Annotated in this window: 17 protein-coding genes and 1 tRNA gene; 8 read left to right on the top strand and 10 right to left on the bottom strand. The window is 61.8% G+C overall.

The annotated features are described in order from the left end of the window. Both QRN59_RS23605 and QRN59_RS23600 read left to right on the top strand, forming a co-directional pair. Nucleotides 1-550: DUF4082 domain-containing protein (locus tag QRN59_RS23605; protein ID WP_284984857.1), on the top strand; the 550-nt coding region annotated here is incomplete at its 5' end. Nucleotides 551-588: 38 nt separating this feature from the next. Further along, the gene (locus QRN59_RS23600) at nt 589-3,444 is read left to right on the top strand and encodes a WecB/TagA/CpsF family glycosyltransferase (protein ID WP_284984856.1); all 2,856 of its coding nucleotides are present in this window, start codon (nt 589-591) and stop codon (nt 3,442-3,444) included. Nucleotides 3,445-3,464: 20 nt separating this feature from the next. Here QRN59_RS23600 and QRN59_RS23595 read toward each other — a convergent pair whose 3' ends face one another. Next, the gene (locus QRN59_RS23595; RefSeq protein WP_284984855.1) at nt 3,465-4,817 is read right to left on the bottom strand and encodes a hypothetical protein; all 1,353 of its coding nucleotides are present in this window, start codon (nt 4,815-4,817) and stop codon (nt 3,465-3,467) included. Nucleotides 4,818-5,111: 294 nt separating this feature from the next. Here QRN59_RS23595 and QRN59_RS23590 point away from each other — a divergent pair, with 294 nt between their 5' ends. From QRN59_RS23590 to QRN59_RS23570, 5 genes are read left to right on the top strand one after another with little or no spacing between them, the layout of a single operon-like run. Continuing rightward, nucleotides 5,112-6,179 (top strand): Gfo/Idh/MocA family protein, encoded by a 1,068-nt coding sequence (locus tag QRN59_RS23590; protein WP_284984854.1) that lies wholly within the window; start codon nt 5,112-5,114, stop codon nt 6,177-6,179. Further along, entirely contained in the window at nt 6,176-7,174 is a 999-nt protein-coding gene (locus tag QRN59_RS23585; RefSeq protein WP_284984853.1) for an NAD-dependent epimerase/dehydratase family protein, read from the top strand. Before QRN59_RS23590 ends, QRN59_RS23585 begins: the two co-directional genes overlap by 4 nt. Continuing rightward, nucleotides 7,171-8,316, top strand: a complete 1,146-nt coding sequence (locus QRN59_RS23580; RefSeq protein ID WP_284984852.1) for a DegT/DnrJ/EryC1/StrS family aminotransferase — start codon at nt 7,171-7,173, stop codon at nt 8,314-8,316. Before QRN59_RS23585 ends, QRN59_RS23580 begins: the two co-directional genes overlap by 4 nt. A 3-nt stretch (nt 8,317-8,319) precedes the next feature. Beyond that, entirely contained in the window at nt 8,320-8,985 is a 666-nt protein-coding gene (locus tag QRN59_RS23575) for an acetyltransferase (RefSeq protein WP_284984851.1), read from the top strand. 23 nt (nt 8,986-9,008) lie between these two features. After that, the gene (locus tag QRN59_RS23570) at nt 9,009-10,127 is read left to right on the top strand and encodes a DegT/DnrJ/EryC1/StrS family aminotransferase (RefSeq protein WP_284984850.1); all 1,119 of its coding nucleotides are present in this window, start codon (nt 9,009-9,011) and stop codon (nt 10,125-10,127) included. Nucleotides 10,128-10,216: 89 nt separating this feature from the next. On the opposite strand, the gene QRN59_RS23565 is transcribed toward QRN59_RS23570, so the two are convergent. The 8 genes from QRN59_RS23565 to QRN59_RS23530 form a co-directional block, all read right to left on the bottom strand. Next, a complete protein-coding gene (locus QRN59_RS23565; protein ID WP_284984849.1) occupies nt 10,217-11,074 on the bottom strand; it encodes a GumC domain-containing protein in 858 nt (285 codons plus the stop codon). Then, nucleotides 11,062-12,555 (bottom strand): O-antigen ligase family protein, encoded by a 1,494-nt coding sequence (locus QRN59_RS23560; RefSeq protein WP_284984848.1) that lies wholly within the window; start codon nt 12,553-12,555, stop codon nt 11,062-11,064. The genes QRN59_RS23565 and QRN59_RS23560 overlap by 13 nt, the downstream gene beginning before the upstream one ends. Then, complete coding sequence (locus QRN59_RS23555; RefSeq protein ID WP_284984847.1) at nt 12,552-13,658, bottom strand: rhamnosyltransferase WsaF family glycosyltransferase; 1,107 nt, start codon at nt 13,656-13,658, stop codon at nt 12,552-12,554. The genes QRN59_RS23560 and QRN59_RS23555 overlap by 4 nt, the downstream gene beginning before the upstream one ends. Before the next feature lie 140 nt (nt 13,659-13,798). After that, on the bottom strand, nt 13,799-15,307 hold the full coding sequence (locus QRN59_RS23550) for an oligosaccharide flippase family protein (RefSeq protein WP_284984846.1): 1,509 nt from the start codon (nt 15,305-15,307) through the stop codon (nt 13,799-13,801). Beyond that, on the bottom strand, nt 15,304-16,374 hold the full coding sequence (locus QRN59_RS23545; RefSeq protein WP_284984845.1) for a glycosyltransferase family 2 protein: 1,071 nt from the start codon (nt 16,372-16,374) through the stop codon (nt 15,304-15,306). The genes QRN59_RS23550 and QRN59_RS23545 overlap by 4 nt, the downstream gene beginning before the upstream one ends. Before the next feature lie 247 nt (nt 16,375-16,621). Then, nucleotides 16,622-18,169: a sugar transferase gene (locus QRN59_RS23540; protein ID WP_284984844.1), complete on the bottom strand. Its 1,548-nt coding sequence runs from the start codon at nt 18,167-18,169 to the stop codon at nt 16,622-16,624. Nucleotides 18,170-18,725: 556 nt separating this feature from the next. Further along, a tRNA-Ala gene (locus tag QRN59_RS23535) sits at nt 18,726-18,798 on the bottom strand. 233 nt (nt 18,799-19,031) lie between these two features. Beyond that, nucleotides 19,032-19,982, bottom strand: coding sequence for an NAD-dependent epimerase/dehydratase family protein (locus QRN59_RS23530; protein WP_284984843.1), 951 nt, complete (start codon nt 19,980-19,982; stop codon nt 19,032-19,034). 33 nt (nt 19,983-20,015) lie between these two features. On the opposite strand from QRN59_RS23530, the gene QRN59_RS23525 reads away from it, so the two are divergent. Then, nucleotides 20,016-20,672, top strand: coding sequence for a ScbR family autoregulator-binding transcription factor (locus tag QRN59_RS23525; RefSeq protein ID WP_284984842.1), 657 nt, complete (start codon nt 20,016-20,018; stop codon nt 20,670-20,672). Nucleotide 20,673: 1 nt separating this feature from the next. On the opposite strand, the gene QRN59_RS23520 is transcribed toward QRN59_RS23525, so the two are convergent. After that, a complete protein-coding gene (locus QRN59_RS23520) occupies nt 20,674-21,561 on the bottom strand; it encodes a ScbA/BarX family gamma-butyrolactone biosynthesis protein (RefSeq protein ID WP_284984841.1) in 888 nt (295 codons plus the stop codon). Nucleotides 21,562-21,711 lie beyond the last annotated feature (150 nt).

The following is a 21,711-nucleotide window of genomic DNA, read 5'->3' as shown; positions in this document are numbered from 1 at the left end:
CACCGCCGGCCAAACCATGACCGCCCCCTACACCTGGACCTTCACCACCGCCGCGGCACCGGCCTGCCCCTGCACCGTGTTCAGCGCCGCCTCCAACCCCGCCACCGTCACCGTCAACGACCCCAGCGGCGTGGAACTGGGCATGAAGTTCCGCTCCGACATCGCCGGCAACATCACCGGCATCCGCTTCTACAAAGGCAGCCAGAACACCGGAACCCACACCGGCTACCTCTGGTCCGGCACCGGATCACTCCTGGCCTCCGTCACCTTCACCGCCGAAACCGCCACCGGCTGGCAACAAGCCACCCTCGCCAGCCCCGTCGCCATCGCCGCCAACACCACCTACCTCGTCTCCTACTACGCCCCCAACGGCTTCTACTCCGCCAACAGCGGCTACTTCAGCAGCGCCGCCGACAACGCACCCCTCCACGGCCTCGCCAGCGGAACCGACGGACCCAACGGCGTCTACAACTACGGCAACGCCGCCTTCCCCACCAACAGCTACAACAACACCAACTACTGGGTCGACGCCGTCTTCACAGCACCGTAGCCGGAACCGTGTAAGCGGGTAAGAAGGGATGACTCCGCGTGAAAACAGCTCAAGGCCTCAAAGTGATGGCCGCCAAGCTCTTGATTCCGCCAGCCGCCGGAGCCCGGGCCGTGGTCGGCACCATCCCGGCGCTCCACGGCCGCACAGATCACGTTGTTCCTCAACCTCGTGTTTCCCGGACCCGCCTTCGTGAACACGCCGTTCCTGAACGCCACACAGGCAACTCCCCAAATTCCCCATCGGGACGGGTACTCCTCGGCGGCGCCATGGTCGACCTTCTGGGCTTCTCCGATGCCATCGGCCTAATTTCTGCGCGGGCGACTTCCAGGGAGTTGCCACCGCTGGCGATTGCCTCGGCCAACCTCGACCACATCAGCCACTTTGGCGTCGGAAGCAGGTGGGCTTCCGTTCTCGCAAACGGTCGCCCAAGGGTGGACGGTTCCCCGGTTATCGATTGGCTCACGCTGCTCGATGGCGCCCCCCTGGTGTCCGAAGCGCAGCGACTGACCGGGCGCAGTTGGCCGCGCCTGGCCGGCAGCGACCTGATCGGCCCCCTCCTGGATGCTGCCACGGACCTTCAGCTCCGGGTCGGCTTCTTGGGCGGGGCAGAGTCCGCGCACGAATCACTGAAGTCGAGGTTCTCCCGCGAGCGGCCGGGCCTTGTGGTGGCAGGCTTCTGGTCTCCCAGCCGCGACGAGCTCACCGATCCTGCGGCTTCGACCCGCCTGGCAACGGCCATCGCCGCAGCCAAGGTGGACATCCTCGTCGTCGGGCTCGGAAAACCAAGGCAAGAGCTGTGGATTGCTGAATACGGGACGCTTACCGAAGCCCGGGTACTGCTGGCCTTCGGCGCAGTGGTCGACTTCCTGGCTGGCCGCATCCAGCGGGCCCCGGAATGGGTGAGCTCCAACGGCCTCGAATGGGCCTGGCGCCTCGCGCTGGAACCACGACGCCTCGCCCGCCGCTACTTGGTCGACGGCCCCATGGCCTACGCGTCGCTTCGGTCGAAAAGCTCCGGCCCGGAGGAAGTGCCCGGCGACGCACGACGCGACCCTGCCGAGCGACCCGCGCCGACCACCCTCGCGCCGCCCCCGGTAGGCAACAGGGACTTTGCCGTCGCCGGGCAAGCCGCGGACGTCGCCGTCCTGGTGGTCACCTACAACAACGCCGACGACGTCGAACCGCTAATCGAAAGCCTGCGGTCCGAGGCCGCCGACCAGTGGCTCCGGGTGATTGTCGCGGACAACGGCTCCTCGGACGGTACGCTGGACGCGCTCTCCCGGTACGACGACGTCATATCGTTCCCCACCGGAGGCAATCTGGGCTACTCCGGTGGCATCAACGCCGCCCAACCCCTCTGTGGCGACGTCCGGTACCTGCTGGTGGCCAATCCGGATCTGGTCATTGAACGCGGCTCCGTTGCGGCCATGATCGCCCGGCAGCGCCACTCCGGGGCCGGGATTGTGGTTCCAGCGCTTTTGGACGAAGACGGCTCAATCTATCCGTCCCTGCGCAGGGAACCGACCCTTCCGCGCGCGTTGGCGGACGCTGCCTTGGGCCGTCGGCTACCAGGCCGGCCTGCCTGGCTCTCGGAAATCGACTATGACCGGGTCAGCTACCAGCATGCGCACCCAGTGGAATGGGCCACCGGCGCAGCGTTGCTGATCGACGCAGGCCTGGCGACCGAACTCGGGCCCTGGGACGAGCGGTTCTTCCTCTACTTGGAAGAGACCGACTTCTTCCGGCGGGCCCGGGAGGCCGGGTCGGAGGTCTGGTTTGAACCCGCCGCCAAAATGCGGCATCGCAGGGGCGGCTCCGGCAGTTCGGCGGCGCTCACCGCCTTGATGGCGGTGAACCGGACCCGCTACGCGGAAAAGCACCACCCTCCTGCTACCGCTGCCGCATTCCGCGGTGCGGCGGTGCTCTCTGAGGCACTACGCTCATACCAGCGCGGCCACCGGCCGGCGCTTCGGGCGCTCCTGAGCAGACGACTCTGGGAGCAACTGCCCCATGCCGTGCCCGCTCCACAAGCAAACCACGACGACGGCGGTCAACTCAGGGACTTCCCCGCGGGCTCGATCATCATCCCGGCGCATAACGAAGCGGCGGTCATTGACCGCACGCTCAGCGGCCTTAAGCCGCTGGCGGCCACTGGCGCCGTGGAGATCTTCGTAGTGTGCAACGGTTGCACTGACAACACCGCCGAATTAGCCGGCCGGTTTAGTGGTGTCCAAGTTGTTGAGGTCGACGAGCCATCGAAAACCGTCGCGATGGACACCGGCGATGCGTTGGCCACGGCCTGGCCGCGGCTCTATCTCGACGCGGACGTGGAGATAGACCCGGTGGCCATCGAGCAGCTTTTCAGGCGTCTTGCACAAGGCGATGTCCTGGCGGCACGGCCGGCGTCGCAGTACGACACCGGCGGTGCCACGGGCCTCGTGCAGGCCTTCTATCGTGCACGGGGCCGCATGGCGTCAACCAGGAGCGGCCTATGGGGTGCGGGGGCCTTCGCCCTGACCCGCGAGGCCCGCGCCCGGTTTGGCACGTTTCCGCCGGTACAGGCCGATGATGTTTTCGTTGACCGGCACTTTGGCGCCAACGAAAAGGAAATTGTCACCTGCCGGCCCATCACGGTCCACACCCCTAAGGACGCCCGCGCCCTCCTCACGGTTCTTGGACGAAACTACCGGAGCAATGTGCATCTGCTCAATATCCAGCCGGCCGAGGGCGGTAGCGGCACAGGCCAAAGCCTCCGCGAACTCCTAGGTTCAATCCGCGGTCCCCTCACGGCGTTCGACGCCGCCGTCTACGCGGGCTTTGCCGTCGCGGCCCGGCTTCGGAAGGGACCCGCAGCTGCGACTACATGGGAACGGGACGAGAGCAGCCGGCGCTAAAAGGCAGCCGGCGGCGCCGGCTATTGGCCGGAGATGCCGCAGGCGTTGCCGCCTTCCACCCGATAAATATGCACGGCGTTACTGTCGGCAAAGGTGTCGGTGAAAGAGCCGCCAACCATAGCCAGGGAGCGGTTTTCGCCGAGCACCGTTACGCTGGTTCCGCCGCCACATTTGAGGTTCAAGGCGACAGATTGCGGTCCTGTCTGTGTGGACCCGGCAATGATGTAGAAGCTGCCGTTGTAGGCCTTTACTGCGGTATCGATGACGCCACTGGTGGTTGCTACACCATCCACAAACGGCGAATTAAGCACCGGGGCCAACTCTGCAATCTGCTGATTGACGGCTGTCACCGTCGGGCGGATCGCGGCGCCGCATGCATCCCGCAAAACGTGTTGAGAGATACAACTCCCACCAAAACTATGGTTGAAATACGTGATCCCGCGTGCACCATGAATGATGCTGCTCCACACTGCGGCCCTGATTTCCGGTGCCGTGATTGTTGGAGCACTAGCTTCCGTGAATGGGTGTCCCAGCTCAACAAAGGCCCAGACGGGCAGGTTCCCCTTCGGGCTGACGAAGGCACGGGTGCGTTCCACGGTCCAGCCGTAATTTGAGGCTTTGCGACACTCAGAGTCGGTCAAGGCACGGGGAGTCGCCAGCATCACTCCGCCTTCAGTCGGAGCACAGATGTTGGGATCGGTGAACCAGTAATTGTCGGCGGAAACCACCTGCTGGTAGTTATTGACAAATTGCCCCGCTTCAGCCGTCGATTCCCAGAACGTCACGCCTTTCCCGTAATTCGCATAGATCATGGTGTTGGCCGGGGCTCTATTAACAAGGGTTCCCTGCACCGTGTATCCGCACTTGCTTTCGGCGGGAGCGCAAACCGTCCCGGCACCAGGGTAATTTCCGGTCCAGCTGGCAGAGCCGGGCCCAGCCCACATGTCAGACTCGTCCGAGAGCAGGAATCCAGAGGCAAGCGGCGATGTCCAGGACGGGATCGCATATGACCCGGCGTCCCTGATGTACTGAACATTCGAGTCGGCAGTTAGCTCGACGTACAAATTAATACCCGCTGCCCTGTCCAAGGGAACATCGGTAGGAGCGAGAACGCTTTCGAACCAAATGCCCACCGGAAAGTAGTTTGGCGAGGCCGGCAGGCCGTTAGGAAACTTTCCGTAGTACTGCTGGCCCCCATCAACAGCACGGACGGTCACTCCGGCCGGCAGCGGCACAACGGTCGGCACCGTGGAGCTCGCCACCGAGGCTGAGAGGGCCAAGAAGGCAGCCAACAGGACGCTCGTTCGAGCGGTCAGGGAAATGTTGTGCTTCGTCATCGCCATCGGCTCCCGTTGATTCATCGGAAAATTCACAGGCCACTCTTGCAAGCAGCCCGAAACGGAGACCATCAGCTACGGAGTTCGTCCCAAAAGATACCACCGATCAAGGTGCGCAAAACACCCTTTCCTGCCGATAGAAGTGCCGTCTCGCCGAAGTCGAGTGCTAAGCGAACTGAACACGAGCTTCCGGGTGGGAGGTGAGTACCGGACCGTCGCGAATGCGGGTACCAGCCACTCGTGCCTGGCCTTCTACCCCGCAAATAGGCTGAGGCGAGCATTCATGTAAGCGTTCGATCCCGGTTCTCAGGATGAAGGGGAGCAACCACCATGACAAGCAGGAAGCTGCGAGTTGCGCTGATCGGGGCAGGTTACTGGGGTCCGAATTTGGCCCGCAATTTCAGAATCAGCGGGGACTGGGATCTTGCGGCCATCTGCGATCTCGATGCCGACCGGGCTAGGAGTGTCTCCGAGCAAGTAGGCAACGTGCCCGTGGTGACGGATCTGGATGAGCTGCTGGCTTGGCCCGACCTCGAAGCCGTCGCTATTGCGACACCCGCACGAACCCACCACCGGATTGCGCTGGCGGCAATGCTGGCCGGGAAGCATGTGCTGGTCGAGAAGCCGCTTGCGGATAGTCGCGAAAAAGGTGAGGAGATGGTGGAGCTCGCCCGGCAAAAGGGATTGGTGCTGATGGCCGATCACACTTACTGCTATACGCCGGCTGTTCTGAAGATCCGGGAACTCATCGCTGACGGGGCGTTGGGCGAGATTCTTTTCATCGATTCCGTCCGTATCAACCTTGGCTTGATACAGCCTGATGTCGACGTTTTCTGGGATCTCGCCCCGCACGACCTCTCGATTCTGGACTTCATCCTTCCCGCAGGACTGCAGCCCGCCCATGTGTCGGCGCACGGCGCAGACCCGCTCGGTGCCGGCCGGGCCTGTGTAGGTCATTTGTGCTTCCCACTGGCAGCCGGAGGATTGGCGCACGTCCACGTCAACTGGCTCAGCCCAACTAAGATCCGGCAGATGGTCATTGGCGGATCCAAGCGGACGCTGGTCTGGGATGACCTGAATCCACAGCAGCGGCTGAGCCTTTACGATCGAGGCGTCAATCTCCAGCATCAGCCCTCCGAAGGGGCCAACCGGACGGCCGCGACAATCTCGTACCGGCTGGGAGACACCTGGTCCCCTGCCTTGCCGGAACATGAACCGCTCGGCCAAATGGTCAGCGAGTACGCGGCCAGCATCCGTGAGGAAAGGCTCTCGCGCACCGACGGATCGGCGGGCCTGCGCGTCCTGTCGGTGCTCGAGGCCGCTTCGCGGAGCCTGGCCGAGGATGGTCGCACCACTCTGGTTGATGGTGCCGAACTTCAGCTTGAGGAGACGGCATGAGCAATTTGGCCGGAGCACAGGTTCTCGTCACGGGCGGTGCCGGGACCATCGGTTCCACGATTGTGGATCAACTCCTCGACGCCGGCGTCACCCGCATCGACGTACTGGACAATCTGGTGCGCGGGCGCCGGGACAACCTGAGCGATGCGCTGATCAGCGGCCGCGTCACTTTGGTGGAGGGCGATTTGCGTGACCGGGACCTCGTCCACGATTTGACCAGGGGTAAGGACGTCGTCTTCCACCAGGCCGCCATCAGGATCACCCAGTGCGCGGAAGAGCCTCGGCTGGCCTTGGAGGTCCTGGTCAACGGGACGTTCAACGTTTTCGAAGCCGCGGTTGCGCAGAAGGTTGACAAGGTGGTTGCCGCCTCCAGCGCCTCTGTCTATGGCCTGGCGGAAAGCTTCCCCACCAATGAACGGCATCACCACCACAACAACGACACCTTCTACGGGGCCGCCAAATCCTTCAACGAAGGCATGTTGCGCAGCTTCCGCGCAATGGACGGACTGGACTACGTGATCCTGCGATACTTCAACGTCTACGGTCCGCGCATGGATGTCCACGGGCTCTACACCGAAGTCCTGGTGCGCTGGATGGAGCGAATTGCGGACGGCCAACCTCCGCTGATTTTCGGGGACGGCCGCCAGACGATGGACTTTGTCTTCACCGGCGACATAGCGAGGGCCAACCTGCTTGCGGCCGCGAGCGACCGTACGGAGGGGGTCTACAACGTCGCCAGCGGAACGGAGACAAGCCTCTTGCAGCTCGCACAGTCCCTGTTGCGCGCAATGGACTCCGACCTTGCCGTGGAATATGGACCGGAACGGGCAGTCAACGGCGTTAGCCGCAGGCTGGCGGATATCTCCGCGGCCCACTCAGACCTGGGCTTTGCGGCGGAAGTCTCCCTCGAGGATGGGCTTCGGCAGTTGGTGCAGTGGTGGCAACCCCTTCGAGCGGAAATCGCCGCTACGCGAACCGCCGGGGTCTCCTCATGACCCGCATCAATGTCATGCAGCCGTGGTTCGGAGCAGAGGAAGTAGCCGCCGTCAGTGCAACGATCGAGTCCGGCTGGGTCGCGCAAGGTCCCCGGGTTTCCGAATTCGAATCGGCCTTCGCCCGCAGCCAACATGCTCCTTTCGCGGTCGCCACCTCGAATTGCACGACGGCGTTGCACCTGGCCTTGGTAGTCGCCTCCATCGGCCCGGGCGATGACGTCGTCGTTCCGTCGTTCTCCTTCATCGCCACCGCGAATGCCGCCACCTATGTAGGCGCGCGGCCGGTCTTTGCCGACGTGGACCTTGCCACCGGCAACCTCACCGCAGAAACGGTCCGTGCCGCGTTGACGGACCGTACCAGGGCTGTCATTGCCGTGGACCAGGGTGGAGTTCCAGTTGATCTGGATTCCATCCGTCTGCTGTGCGACCCGCTCGGAATTGTCGTCATTGAGGATGCCGCCTGCGGCGCAGGATCGAGCTATCGGGGCCTGCCGGTGGGAGCGGGGGCTGACGTGACCGCGTGGTCCTTCCACCCCCGGAAAATCCTCACCACCGGCGAGGGGGGCATGTTGACCACGCCGCACCCGGACTGGGCTGATCGTGCCCGCCGGCTGCGCGAGCACTCAATGAGTGTCTCCGCGAGCGCCCGGCACGCCTCCGTGCTGGCGCCCGCCGAAGAGTATTTGGAGCTGGGTTTCAACTACCGCATGACGGACCTGCAGGCCGCCGTCGGCTTGGTCCAGCTGGACAAGTTGGCGCAGGTAGTCCGCAGACGCCGGGAAATTGCCTCCGAGTACAGCAAGCAGTTTGCGGATGTCGAGGGGATGCGCGTGGTGCGGGACCCGGCCTGGGGTACCAGCAATTTCCAGTCCTTCTGGTTGGAGGTCCTTCCCGGATCCGCCGTCGACCGTGAAGGCGTACTCGAACATCTGGCCGGAGATGAAATATCAGCCCGTCGGGGAATCATGGCGGCCCATCGTCAGCCAGCTTATCGAGGCCGGGACACAGGAGGGGCTCCGCTCCCCGTCACCGAACGCCTCACGGACAATACCCTCATCCTTCCGGTTTTCCATCAGATGACCGAGTCGGAACAGGCAAGAGTTGTGCACTCCGTGCGCGCCGCGGTAACCGGGGGACGGTGAACCGTGCAGGAGTTGATGCTGATCGCCGCAAGTGGACTGGCCCGGGAAGTACTGGCCGTCATCCGGGGCTCCGATCAGTACCGCGTGGTCGGCTTCCTCGATGATTCCTCCATCATCCAAGGCAGGCTCGTTGGCGGGGTGACCGTCCTGGGCACCATCGCGGACGCCGCGCTGTACAACTACACCCAGTTCCTGGTCTGTGTCGGCTCCGGAACCGCTCGGCAGCAGATAGTACAGCGCCTGGCACATCAGGGCATCACGGGCGAACGCTTCGCGACGGTCCTGGACCAGGGTGTGCGGGTGCCGCCCGGATCCACAGTGGGCCGCGGAAGTATCCTGCTGAGCAATGTCGTGCTGACGGCCGACGTCACCGTGGGGACGCACGTCGTCGCCATGCCGCAGGTAACGCTGACGCACGACAACGTCGTGGAGGACTTCGCGACCGTTGCCGCAGGCGTGACCCTGGGCGGCGGCGTGCGTGTTGGGCGTGCCGCCTATCTGGGCATGAACTCCAGCGTCCGCCAAGGCGTTCGCGTGGGCGAAGAGGCAACCCTGGGAATGGGGGCAGTACTGCTGCAGGACCTTCCGCCCGGTGAGACCTGGGTAGGCGTACCCGCCGCTCCGATTCGCTTGCCCGTCAATGACAACCAACAAGAACAACCCGCATAAAGCCACTACGGAAGGTACAGCTGATGGATGCATCCCTGCCGGCGAACATACCCCTGGTTGACCTCGCGGCACAGCATGCCGAGGTCGAGAGCGAGGTCCTCAGCGGCTTGGAGGGCGTGTTCGCGACCACGGCGTTCATAGGAGGGGCCGCCGTCGGGCAGTTTGAAGAAGCGTACGCTGCGTGGCTAGGCGTGGACCACTGCATAGGTGTTGCCAACGGCACCGACGCGCTGGAGCTTGCCCTGCGGGCAACGGGAGTGGGACCCGGCTGCGAAGTCGTCCTGCCGGTCAATACCTTCATTGCCACAGCGGAAGCCGTGGTCCGGATTGGCGCCACCCCGGTGTTCGTCGATGTCGATCCGGTCCACTTGCTCATCGATCCCGCGCAGGTGGCGGAAGCTGTTGGGAAACGAACGCAGGCCATAGTTCCGGTCCACCTTTTCGGTCAGACAGCACCGGTCGAGCAGCTGCGCGCCCTAGCGGAGTCATGTGGAGCGGTGATCATCGAGGACGCGGCACAAGCCCAAGGCGCAACCCGGCACGGAAGTCCGGCGGGATCCCTGGGGGCGGCCGCGGGGACCAGCTTCTACCCCGGGAAGAATCTTGGCGCCGCAGGGGATGCCGGCGCGGTGACGACTGACGACCCTGAAGTAGCCCGCCGCGTCCGGATGCTTGCCGCGCACGGCAGCGCGACGAAATACGTCCACGACGTTGTTGGCTTCAATTCACGGCTGGACACGATCCAGGCGGTGATCCTCAATGCCAAGCTTCGGCGTCTTTCAGCTTGGAATGATTCCCGCCGGGAGGCCGCGGCGAGATATAGCGAAATGCTCGATGATGTTCCCGGAGCCTCCGCGCCCATCAGTGCTGAAGGCAATGACGACGCATGGCACCTGTACGTCATCCGGGTGGCAGACCGTGATCGCGTCCTTGCCCTCTTGAACGGAGCGGGAATCGGAGCGGGAATCCACTACCCAACGCCCCTGCATCTGAGCGGGGCCTTCGCCCACCTGGGTCTCGGCCCAGGCGCCTTCCCGGTGGCGGAACATGCAGCGGGCGAAATTCTGTCCTTGCCTCTGCACCCGCACATCACAATCGCGCAGCAGAAGTTCGTGGTTGAAACTCTTCGGGCCGCCCTGTAGCGTCCGGGCGCCCATATCCAACCCCTCGGCCCGAGGGCAGCGGCCCCGGGGTGCGGAGGCCGGCTGTCCTCTCGGTTCGCAGGTTCCCGTCATCGCGACGGTTCGCCCACGGACTCAGCCTCAAGAACTTCCCGGGCCTCTCGACTGCGTGCCCCCGAATCCCGACGGCGGCCGCGGACCGTGGGGAACGCGGCGAGTTCGGGGCTCAGCCACCCATCCGCCGTGGATCCTCCGTCCGACGACAATGAATCGCGCTCCGGCCTGCCTCCTGCGTCCGACGCCGCGGCGGCATGCAATGCGGCCTTCCGCCGGCGTGCCAATCCGACCCCGCGGGCTGTGGAGACGGCCCCGAACATCAGGACTGCACCGCCCACGAGGACGGCAATAAGGGATCGCAGGCGGCTTGAAAACTGCTCAGTAGCCTTGTCCGGGGATGCGACGACCAGCGACGAAAAGAGATAGGTATCGTCGGCGCCGTCGATCTTCTGAATAGTGCGAAGATTCTCCTTAAGCAGTTCGCCCAGCCGCCGCGTCGTAGCGATCGAGCGGTCCGGTGTCGAACTGACCCCTGTGATGTCAACCAGGAATGAGTACTGTCCGCCAACCGCATCCCGGGTGACATCGTATTGTTTGCTAAGCCCTTCTGCGGTGAGTTCGTCAGCTGTCGAACTGTCCTTGAGGCGGGTGATCAGCACCTGCACAACCAGCGTGGGATCCGATGAACGCAAATAGGGATTGCTTGAATTGAGATCTTTGAGCGCCGGATTCTTTATTTTGTCTGCCTCGGTCGGAATACTCGGGTTGATCAAGGCATACGTCATCGTGGATTCGTAGGAACGGGGGGCGAACTGGAAAACGTAGATGGACGCAATGAGAGTAATGAAAAGTACCGGCAAAGCAACAGACTTGTAGTGCCAAAGAGTCTTGAGTACTGCTAAGGGATCCATCGTCTTCCTTCCGGGGTGGAACGTACCGAAACTGGTGTCTTCCGAAACGGTGGGCCATTCCCATTGCGGGGTCCGAGCAATTCGATCTCGCGTTTGACCATTATCCAGACGGCGCCGGCCAGCCCGATGAAAAGGGGGTAGGTCAGTGCGAAGACCGGGAACGACAAGGAATCGAACGTCAGCGAGCACACCGCTGCGACCAGCCCGCCGGCCGCCACTGCACCCGCGAGGCATTTCAGTGCCTGGGAGCGGGCGCGGCGGGCGACGCTCACCGTAATGGCTCCTGGCAAAACAAAGTAGGCGGTGATGGCGACCAGGCCCACCAGGCCCAGGGTGACCGCAGAATTCAGGTATTGGTTGTCCAGAATGTGCAAAGCGTTATCCGGTATGTAGTTGCCGGGGCCAAGACCAACTATCGGGTTCTGGCCAACCATTTCGATTACACGCGGATAATTGTTGGTGCGCGTGGAAATTGACGGGTCGCTTTCGGCTGTGCTGAACGAACCTGCGATCGTAGCGATAAGGCCGGGCACCGCGAGGAAGAGACCGGCCGCGGCAATCGGAACGATGAGGAATGCCCAGCGCCGGGCCAGTTGCGGCAGGAACGGAATGAAGGCAATCATCCCGACCAGCAGTCCAATAATGCCTGCCCGCGAGATCGTCGCGGCAATGGCAAACACGAGGAGGCCCGTTCCGGTCCAATGCAGCCATTTTCTGCCCGCCGGATCAAAGAGGCCCCGCCAGATGGAGAGCGGAAGCAGCATGGAGGACACCACGGCCAGCTCGATGGAGTGAAAGGTGCTGCCTGACACACGGACCAGCGTGCCGCGGACTTGAAAAGTCGTGCCTGCTCCGTTGTCGGTAAACCCAGGCATCGCCAGTTGGAACCAATCCATCGGATTGATGTGGAAAATGAACTGGACCGCAGCCACCATGCAGCAAAAGAAGGCCCCCGCCAGTACCGCCCGGATCAGTAACAGGACGTCGCCGATGGTCCGGACGACCTCCGCCGTGACAAGGATGATTCCGGCGCTGGCAACAAGCAAAATCACCCATCGATCCGAGGCCGCCCGCGCCGCTATTGTGCTGCCGCCGGTCAAGCCTAAGTAGAGCGCAACGTAGGAAGCGCACGTCCCCAACAACAGCAGGGCCAGCCCGATCCTGCCTGGATGCCGGAATTTGAACGGGTCGTGCAGGCCGAAGAGCACCGAGCAAAACCAGAACGCAAAGAGGAACAGCGCGAGTATCAGGGGCATCGTTCCCGCGGCCCCCACCGGCGCCAGGACCATGCTTGAGGGAAAGAAGAAGATGCTGAATGCGACGACCCGCAGGAAAAGCGGGGTCCGGCCAGGCTTGGACGTCTGAGGGTCGAAATCAAGCAACGTGACCGTGGGAGGCTTGGGGAACGCCAAAGGGCTCCGGGATGACCGCTTGGCCCTCCTCGGGCTCTTTGTCCCGGACATTTCCTGGCTGGCGGTCATGAGGCGCGATCCCCGGTAAGAACCTCGGCACATGCTGTCTCAATGATGGAAGCGACCTGCTTCTTGGTTTCTTCCCAGTCCTGGCGCTCTCTTTCGGCCACTCGCGCAGCCCTCGCCTCGACGTCGGTGGCCTCTACCGCCGCTGCCAGTGCGTCCGCCATCCCGCACGGGGTGGGACGCCCCCAAACGGCATCATCGGTGGACAAGACAGCCCGGGAATACGCGGACTCGTTGAGCACCGGGATATTGCCCGCGGACATCAGTTCTTCCGGAACCAACGAAATGTTCGTAAAGGATATCGCCAGGCCCGCGAGGGTGCGGTTGTAGAGCTCGTTCAGCTGCGTTGGAGTCAAGTTTCCGTGGTCCGTGACAGGGATGGACCAACCCGATACCTTGTCACCGTAAACGTGGATCTCTTGTTCGGGGTGGGCCTGGTGGAACCGCTCCAGCGCCAGCTTCGCGAGCAAATAGCCTCTGCGGTCCACGTTTTTCTTAGCGTAGAAGACCACCCCGCTGCGCGATGCGGCGTCGCGTTCTGGAAGAATCCGATAGATGTCATTGTCGCAGCCGAACGGAACAATCGCGTCCGGGGAGGTCCCGACCTCGTTTTCCATCACCCCGGCGATCATCTTTCCCAGAGCGATGTTCTTGAAACCGAATCGGTAGGTGTCCTCGGCCAACGCATACAAGGTGCCGCGCGGGTAGAAAAAGGGCTCATAGTCCTGAATGAAGTAAAAACGGTGGGCCTTACTGATCACGCGGGATGCAACGACGTGCGCGGTTGCCCATGAGCTCGCAACAACCCCGTCCACGTCTTCCATGCCTCGGGTGGCACTTCGAACCTCTGCCCGCATCCCGGGCCAGTTGCGGCGGATGACTTCTTCGTGTCGCGCCACATCGTCCGCATACCGGTCGTAGAGGAACAAGGTACAGCGATGGCCCCGCTCCTCCAGGCCTTGGACCATCCGAAAGAGCGTCGTGTGCCCGCCGGATCCGGCGGCCGGTGGCGTGCATACCCAGCCGATGTGCAGTTGGTCCTTCAGGATCTGCCGCGGCGCCGGCAAGCGCAGATTGCCGGAGTCCGCGATGTCTTCTTGGCGCAATGGAAAATCGAACTCTGCCCAGGAGAGCCGTTCACCCAAAGCTTGAAAGAACCGTTGGCTTCCACGCCGGCCGAAACTAGACCACCCTTCATTCCTGAGGTGCGAGATCAACTGGGTTGCATCAATGCGAAAGAGCACGGTCAACTCCTGTTCCCTGTGCGATCAGTGCCGGCCAATACGCGATTACTGAGGGTGGCCTCGCCTGCCGATGCTTGTTTGATGCCACGGAGCAACGCCTGCGCCCAGCGAAAGGTGACAAGGGCATAGACGACGAGGCCAGCGAACGCTCCGGCCAGAACCGCGAGAAGAGCAAACGGGATCTGGGCGGCTACCAGCCACGCCAGGACGCCGCAAACAGCGGCCGCAGCTGCAGCCGGAAAGCAAGTACTCAAGAGGGACAGGATTCTTGCACCGGTGGATTTTGCAACCAGCACGAGATAAACGGGAATAACGACAAACCACGTCACGACGACGTGGGCGAACCCGGCACCTGCAATGCCCCATAGGCGCACGCCGATGAGCATTGCCGGAACAAGGGCAAGGAGCCAAATGACCTGGACCCAGAACAGGCCAACGGTCTTGCCGGCACCCACACAGAGATCAGCGAACATCTCTGAGAGGATCCTCGCGGCTCCAAAGATTCCCAAACTGACCATCGCGACGGCTGCTCCATTCCATTTGTCGCCGTAGAAGGTGACGATAAGGGGTGCGCCGAGCCCTGCCAGGAGGGCCGAGACCGGGAAGCCGATGTAGGCAATTCCGGCCGTGACGTTCAACGCCGCCGCGCCGAGAGTTCCGTTCGCATTCAGCCTGCCGAAAGTCGGCACGGCAACGGTTCGGATAACGGCGGTAATCACGCTGCTTGGCATACTCGCCAAGTTGAAGGCCAGCAAATACAACCCAAGCTGCACTGGTCCCAGCTCCCGGCCGATGATCATGTAGTCGAGATTCAGGGTGACAAAAACGACCAGATTGGCCATGGCCAGTGGAAGCCCGAGGCGGAAAATCCCCCTGGCTTCCACGATATTGAAACCTGGCAAGTAACGCTTCGGGCTGATGATCCAGTAACCGATGGTCGCGGTCAGTTGCCCTCCCACCCGTGAGAGCGCCAAAGCCATCGCACCCCAGCCCCACAGCGCCATGGGAACGACCAGGACCAGGGCAACGACAGTGTTCAATACGTCAACCAGGATCCTGCGCTTCTGCAGGAAGTCGCGCCATATCAGGGCAGTAGGAACGGATGTCATTCCAGAGAGCAACACCGTCAGCCCCATGACCTGAACGACCGGGGTTGCGCCGGAATCCCCCAGTGCGGCAGCAAGCAAGGGTGCCAGCAGGATCACGAGCGCAGTCAGCAGGACGCTCGTGACCAGCGAAATGGTAAAAACAGTCGGAGCGATCTCATCCGGATCACGGTCACCGCGGCCGAGGGCAGCCGTGGCGCCAAGCTCGGCGATGTTCACGGCAATTACCTGCACGACGAGCGCCACTGCCAAGGCGCCGAAATGCTCCGGCGCGACAAGACGGGCGACCACAAGTGTGGTGATGAATTGAAGGACGCGTGATAGGCCAACATTGAGGGCACCCCAGAGCGTGCCTCTGCGCAGCCTGGTAGCCAGCGTGCCGGTCCCTTCTCCGCGAGCGCTCATGAAATCCCCACCAGCCGCCACGCACGCCAACGCACGCGGTCCACCTGGGTGCGGAAAATTTCGACGGTTCGCTGCCAGGGGAGCGGCGGTTTGCCCTCATCGGCCCGTACCAAACGCCAACGGACTCCACGGATCCGGAACGACGCCGGTTGTCCCGGCCAGACTCGCAACGCGAAATCTTGCAGGGCCGAAGCGTCCGTGGCCGAACCACCTGAGTCGAGTGTGCGAGCCGCGAGAATAAGCGCCTCACGACGCAAAGCGCGCTGGGCCCGGTCCAGCAGTCTGTCCGCTTGGGGTAACCCGCGCAAGACCTCCGACGTCAGCAGCACCCGGAAAGCCTCGAGCCGATGCCGCAGGTCCACCACCATGGTGGCAAACGAGATCAAATGCATATTGGCGCCATGGACCCGGTAGAACGCCTGGATCGGCCCGTTGATCCTGCCAACATCCCAATGGGCCGCCGTACGGAGCCAGTATTCCAAATCCCCGGAATGGGGCAGCAATCCATTGTAAAAGCCCACGTGTTGCAAGACCTCGGTGCGCATGACCACCTCAGGGGACAAGATGAAGCACCTCCCCCGCCAGCAGGCCCAATTGATCCATTCGTGACCCGCCCAAACGGTCCACGACTGCCACCTTGAGCCGTCGGCGCGGGGCAACTGATGCTCATCGGAGAATTCCAGCGGCCTCCCGTAGACCATCCCCACCCGCGGGTTGGCGGACATCAAGCCAGTGGCACGGGACAGGGCTCCCGGGGCCAGCAAGTCGTCTGCCGAAAGGAGAGCGACGTACTCGGTGACCACCCTCGACAAACCGTCGTTATACGTGGCTATGTGACCCATGTTTCGTTCGTGGACCACCACAGTAATCCGAGGATCGCGTAGCGCCAGATCACTGGCCACTTGGGCCGAGTTATCGGTCGACGCGTCGTCAACGACTATCACCTGTGCATCGACGCCGGCCTGGGACAATACTGACGAGGTGACGGCCGGCAAATATTGTGCATAGTTATAGCAAGGTACGACGACGGTCACTTGAGCTGTGTTCCGGGCGCTACGCGGTCTCATGATTCTCATGGTTCCCCCGCATCCACGTATTTCATGGTTAGAGCGTCCCCTCCAGTTGAGACCGAGACCGAAAGCCGGATCGAACATTGGCTTCAGCCTATGGACGTCCGCCCCGTGGAGCGCGAGTACCTGTCACTTGAATTGACTTCATCCGCCACTCGTCCGGGCCGGAATGACCACTCAGCAGGAACTCGATCCAGCTCTGATCCTCAAGTTGTTCAAAGGTCCCACCGCCTGTGGGTGCGGCCTAGTATGCGCCCACTGGCCGGATCATCGCCCGCGCCGTCCGCCAGAGAATGATGATGTCTCCAACGATCGACCAGTTTTCGACGTAATACAGATCCAGCCGGACGCTGTCCTGCCAGTTAAGCTCCGAGCGGCCGTTGATTTGCCACATTCCGGTCAGTCCGGGCTTGATATAGAGCCGACGGTGGACGTGCCTCTCGTAGCCATCGACCTCCCGCTGAAGGGGCGGCCTGGGACCAACGAGACTCATGTCCCCGAGAAACACATTCAAGAACTGCGGGAGCTCATCGAGGGAATAATGCCTCATCCACCTACCGACCCGGGTTACCCGAGGGTCGTGTTCCATCTTGAATAGCAATCCGGCCCCCTCATTCTGCTCGAGCAACTCGGCCAGGTCCTGCTCCGCGGTCTCCACCATGGAACGGAATTTGAACATCACGAAGGTTTGTCCTCTTCGCCCGATGCGCTCCTGCCGGAAAATTACGGGCCCCGGGCTGTCCCGCCGGATCAGAACGGCGAGCACCGCAAAAACGGGCAACAACACCACCAAGGCGGCGGCCGAGAGAATAATGTCGAGCACCCGTTTCATCGCATGTTTGGCACCGGCATATTGCGGGAGCTCGACGTGCATGAGCGGCAGCCCCTCCACAGGACGCGAATGAATCCTGGGGCCGGCCACATTTGTCAGTCCGGTCGTCAGGATCAGCTCCGTTGAACTTTCCTCCAACTGCCAGCCGAGTTCCTGGATGTAAGTACTGCCGCCTTCAACCTGCCCGGCAATGATGACTGCATCGGCGTCTGTCGCCGCGACCGCGTGTACGACCGAATAGATGTCGGCGACGACGGGCACGGCCTTTCCATTGACCATTAGGCTTGGCGGCTGCTGCGGACCCTGAAGCGCAACGCCAACCACTTTGTAAATCGGTCCGGACTTCTTCTCAATCTGGTTGATGACATAACGAACTTCTTCAGGGGCGCCCAGGACCACGACTCTGGAGAGGTAATGCCCATGAACCCGCTGGCGCGTCAACCACCGCCTCAACGTCCAACGGGACGTCATCAGTCCCAGGCACCCCAACGGAAACACGAGCGCAACGTAGCCGCGCGCAATCTCTATCTCGAAGACAACGCACGCCATGTTGAGCAGCCCGAGGAGGACTATGGTGGCGCTAAAGACGCGTTTGTACTCGTCCGGGCCGATTCCAACGACTTGCTTGTCCCTGCTGCGATAGACACCCAACGCGACCATCCAAGCGCCGGCGATCGCAAGCGAAATCGGAAAATACCCCACACGAAAGCCGCCAACAATAACAAAGGCATTTTCGAATCCGAATCGGGCCACCTGCGCGAAAGCAGCAACGGAAAAGACGACTATGGCGTCAACGAGCCACAAAAGACGATAGTAGCGGCGAGCCCAAAACACACCGGACACGGCGCTGGCATAACGTTTACCGTCGCGCCGGGAACGGTCGAACAATGGATCTTTGACGAAAGATGCACGAAGCCCGAACCCAAGGTCACCCGTTGCAGCTTCTTCCGAGGGGCTCACGGCCGCACCGTCTTCGCATGGAGAGCCTGCCCGCTACATCTAGGGGCAATTGTTGCCACACTTTTCGAGACAAATTGGCAGCGCACTATTGTCACAACCGTGTTGCAGGGCACATCGACACCCGCTTCTTCCACAAGTTCTTGGTCTGGCTGGCTCGACGTCGGAAATTGCCAACCGAAGGAACTTCAGGCTATGAAAAATCGGCTTCCCCCACACGAGTAACCCCCACCTATCATTTTCAATCGAAGACACCCGAAACGTCGGCCGCCGTACCTGCATCGCACTTGAGTACTCTTGTTTTCCAGATCCGGCCGCCAACCGATGGAACCCCGGCAAAAACGAGCAGTGGCCCGGAACCAAAAGGTTCCGGGCCACTGCGTTTTACGGACGAACTATTTAAAAGTTTCGGGTTTCCGTCTGTCCAGCGCTCCCAGACCTGATTGCCGACGCCGGAGAATACGAAAGGACCACCCGAACGAGTGGTCCTTTCAATATCAAAAACCCGGGGCTTACCGAAACACGGAACACGCCCATGTTTCGAATAAGACCTCCAGAGTGGAGCTGAGGGGACTCGAACCCCTGACCCCCTGCATGCCATGCAGGTGCGCTACCAGCTGCGCCACAGCCCCGAACTTTGCTCGCAGGGACTTCGATCCCCGCCGGAGCAACTCGTCAATACTAAACCACAACGATGTGAGATAGGAAATCGAACACCGCTGGCAACAGGACAGATGAGGTGCGGTCGATTGCTCGGCCGCACCTCCCCCCATTACTGCCCCTTAACTTGTTGCTGCAAAACACAACGAGCCACTGCACTGAAGTGTAGAGACTGATCGGCCATTAAACAAACCGTTCAACCGGTTTATGACCGGGCGGACTCCCGCGGAACCTGGTAGGCGGAAGAAAATTCACCAAGGGCACTGTTGAACGTCTCCGGTTCCCGCCCGGAGATCCGCCAAAGACCTTCCGAGGAATACCAGTGATCCTTCGTCACCAAGTCAATCTGATGGCCGCTGAATCCTGCAGCGCGCAAGGCCGAGCCGGCACGTTCGTCATCTCCCAGGAACTTCGGATACTCCACTCCGAACACCTGGGCAACGCTCTGCAAGAGGAATGAGACCCGAACAGGTTCCGGATATGCGGCATGGAAAGCTTGTCCGGATAGTCGCGGCGCCAAGGCAAGCCCGGAGACCAGACTTCCGAGCGCCTCCACACTGATGAGCGAAAGCAGCGCCGAACCATCACCTGGCCACCCACCAGCCACTTTCATCATTTTGCGCAGGCCCGGGACAAACCAGCGGTCTCCGGCGCCGAACACGAGGTTGGGACGAATAACCTCGCCTCCGTAGCTGAGTATCAGCTGTTCGGCGCCCGCACGGGTGGCGCTGGCCACCGAGGCCGGGTGATAGCCGGCTGCGGATTCAAGCAGGCCGCGGTGAGGGCCGCTTCCGTAAACACTGCAAGTACTGACATAAATCAGCCGGGCAACTCCGGACTGCCGGCACTGCTCAATGACGTTGCCCGTGCCGGCCTCGTTGATCGCATGGGCAAGTCGAGCGTCGGAGCCCACATATGATGCGGCGTGGATGACAACATCCGTATCGGACAAGAAGGGGATCAGGCTCCCCGGTACGGAAATGTCGGCGGTCGCAATGGTAGCGTTATTGTTTCGTAGTCTTGCAACCGGTTTTCGTGAAAGTGCCACAACGTGCGCCTCTCCGGATCCGGCGAGTGAGGCTACAACCCGACTTCCAATGAAGCCTGACGAACCCAGGACCAGGACCCGGGGCACATGGTCAACATATGTTGGCATGGCCTTCACCGATCCTCAGGGTCCGTCAGTTTCATGTACTCAAGTATCCCGGACGCAGAAACCGGAGAGGTCTCCACGCGGATCATGCAACAACGTGCCAAAGCCACCCGAACGGCAGTCATCCAGGGTGCAGCGTCGATCTTTGAAGAGGTCGGCTACGGGAATGCAAGCCTCAGCGACGTCACTGACCGCGCTTCGGTCACTAAAGGCGCGCTCTATTTCCATTTCAAGTCGAAGGAAGACCTGGCGCTGGCAGTCATCGCCGAACAGCACAACATTGTGCGTGTCGCCGGGGAGAAGATCGCCGCCGCCGGACTGCCGGCGCTGGAGACTATGATCGCCATGTGCCGGACATTCGGGCAACAGCTGCTTGACGAGCCAATCGTCAGGGCTGGAATCCGGCTGACATTTGAAGCTTCGGCGTTCAATGGAGACGTCAAAGGTCCCTACCAGGACTGGGTCACGACCATGGAGATGCTGACGCGCCAAGCCCAACTCGAGGGTGACGTGCGGCCCGACGTTGATGCGGCAGACTTCGCACGGTATTTGGTTGCGTCTTTCACAGGCGTCCAGATGGTATCCAACGTGCTGACCGAACGACGCGACGTTCTCAAACGGATTGACGACATGTGGCGTTTCATGATGCCGGCCATTGTGCCGATTCACCCGCAAGACCCAGGGGCTCCCTGAATCAACGCGGCGTTTTGACCCGGGCCAACAAGGACATCACGGTCTCTTCCTCGTGCAGCAATCGGACCCTCATCACATCATGGGCGCCTTTTGATTCGAGTTGCGTCACAGCAACATCCACGGGATAGCTGAACTCGACCAACTTCATGAAATCCGCCTCAAACAGGGCAAAGTCGGCATCCGGTCGGGAACACGCTGCGCGCACGGCCTGCCGCGCAGCCTCGACCAATAGCATTCCCGGTACGTGGTCAAGGGGGTGGTCAAAGAAAATGGGGTGCGTTGGATCAACCCTCAGCGGCCAGACGAACGGGCGCGAACTTTGCCCGAGCATCACGTTCCGCTGGGTGGCATGCCCGACGTCTTCACACGCCAGTAAGTCTTCGGCATCGGCGGCCAACCCAGCAGGGACCGCCCCGCGAAATCGCTCATAGCTCGCCGGATTCACAATGCGTGCAGCCGCCGCCCCTTCCCCTACGGGAGCGCCGTCAACAACGAACCGCGCAGACACAGTCAGGGCCGACAACTGCCCTCCACTGAGCTTCATATCCTTGACGTCAAGTTCGACAGCAACCTGGGCGGGTACCAGGGGATCCAAGATCGCCGGTTCTACCGAGATGCTCATGTACGGCATGAGGAACTTGTAGGTCAAGGGCACCCCGCACAAATGGGACAAGAAGATTACGGCCTGCCTCAACGTCTCAGCCATGAGGGCCGAATCCGGCGAACCGTCCGGCGAGCCATAAAAAACGTGCCATCGCGGCCATTGCGCGCCCGCAATGAACCGCCTGGAACTTGATTGAACAAAGTCCGTCAAGAAGACTTCCGAAACCGAGCGCTTATGAACGAGCTCCCGCTTGACGGAAGCCTCGAAGAGCGCTTCATCGCGCATTGGGTCCCCCCACTCCTCCCAGGATCTGCCAGACCAGCCAACGCTGCTCTGCGCCCCCATTAAACGACCAAATCTTATCGGCAAGCCGTGCCCGCCCGATTATCGAAGCAGGTGAACTGCCCGAATTGACATACCTACTGGTCGGTTTGT

This window comes from Arthrobacter sp. efr-133-TYG-118 (genome assembly GCF_030209755.1).
In the GTDB taxonomy this organism is placed as follows: Bacteria; Actinomycetota; Actinomycetes; order Actinomycetales; family Micrococcaceae; genus Arthrobacter.
Note: the sequence above shows the minus strand (reverse complement) of the source record. Positions and strands in the feature narration are given on the sequence as shown.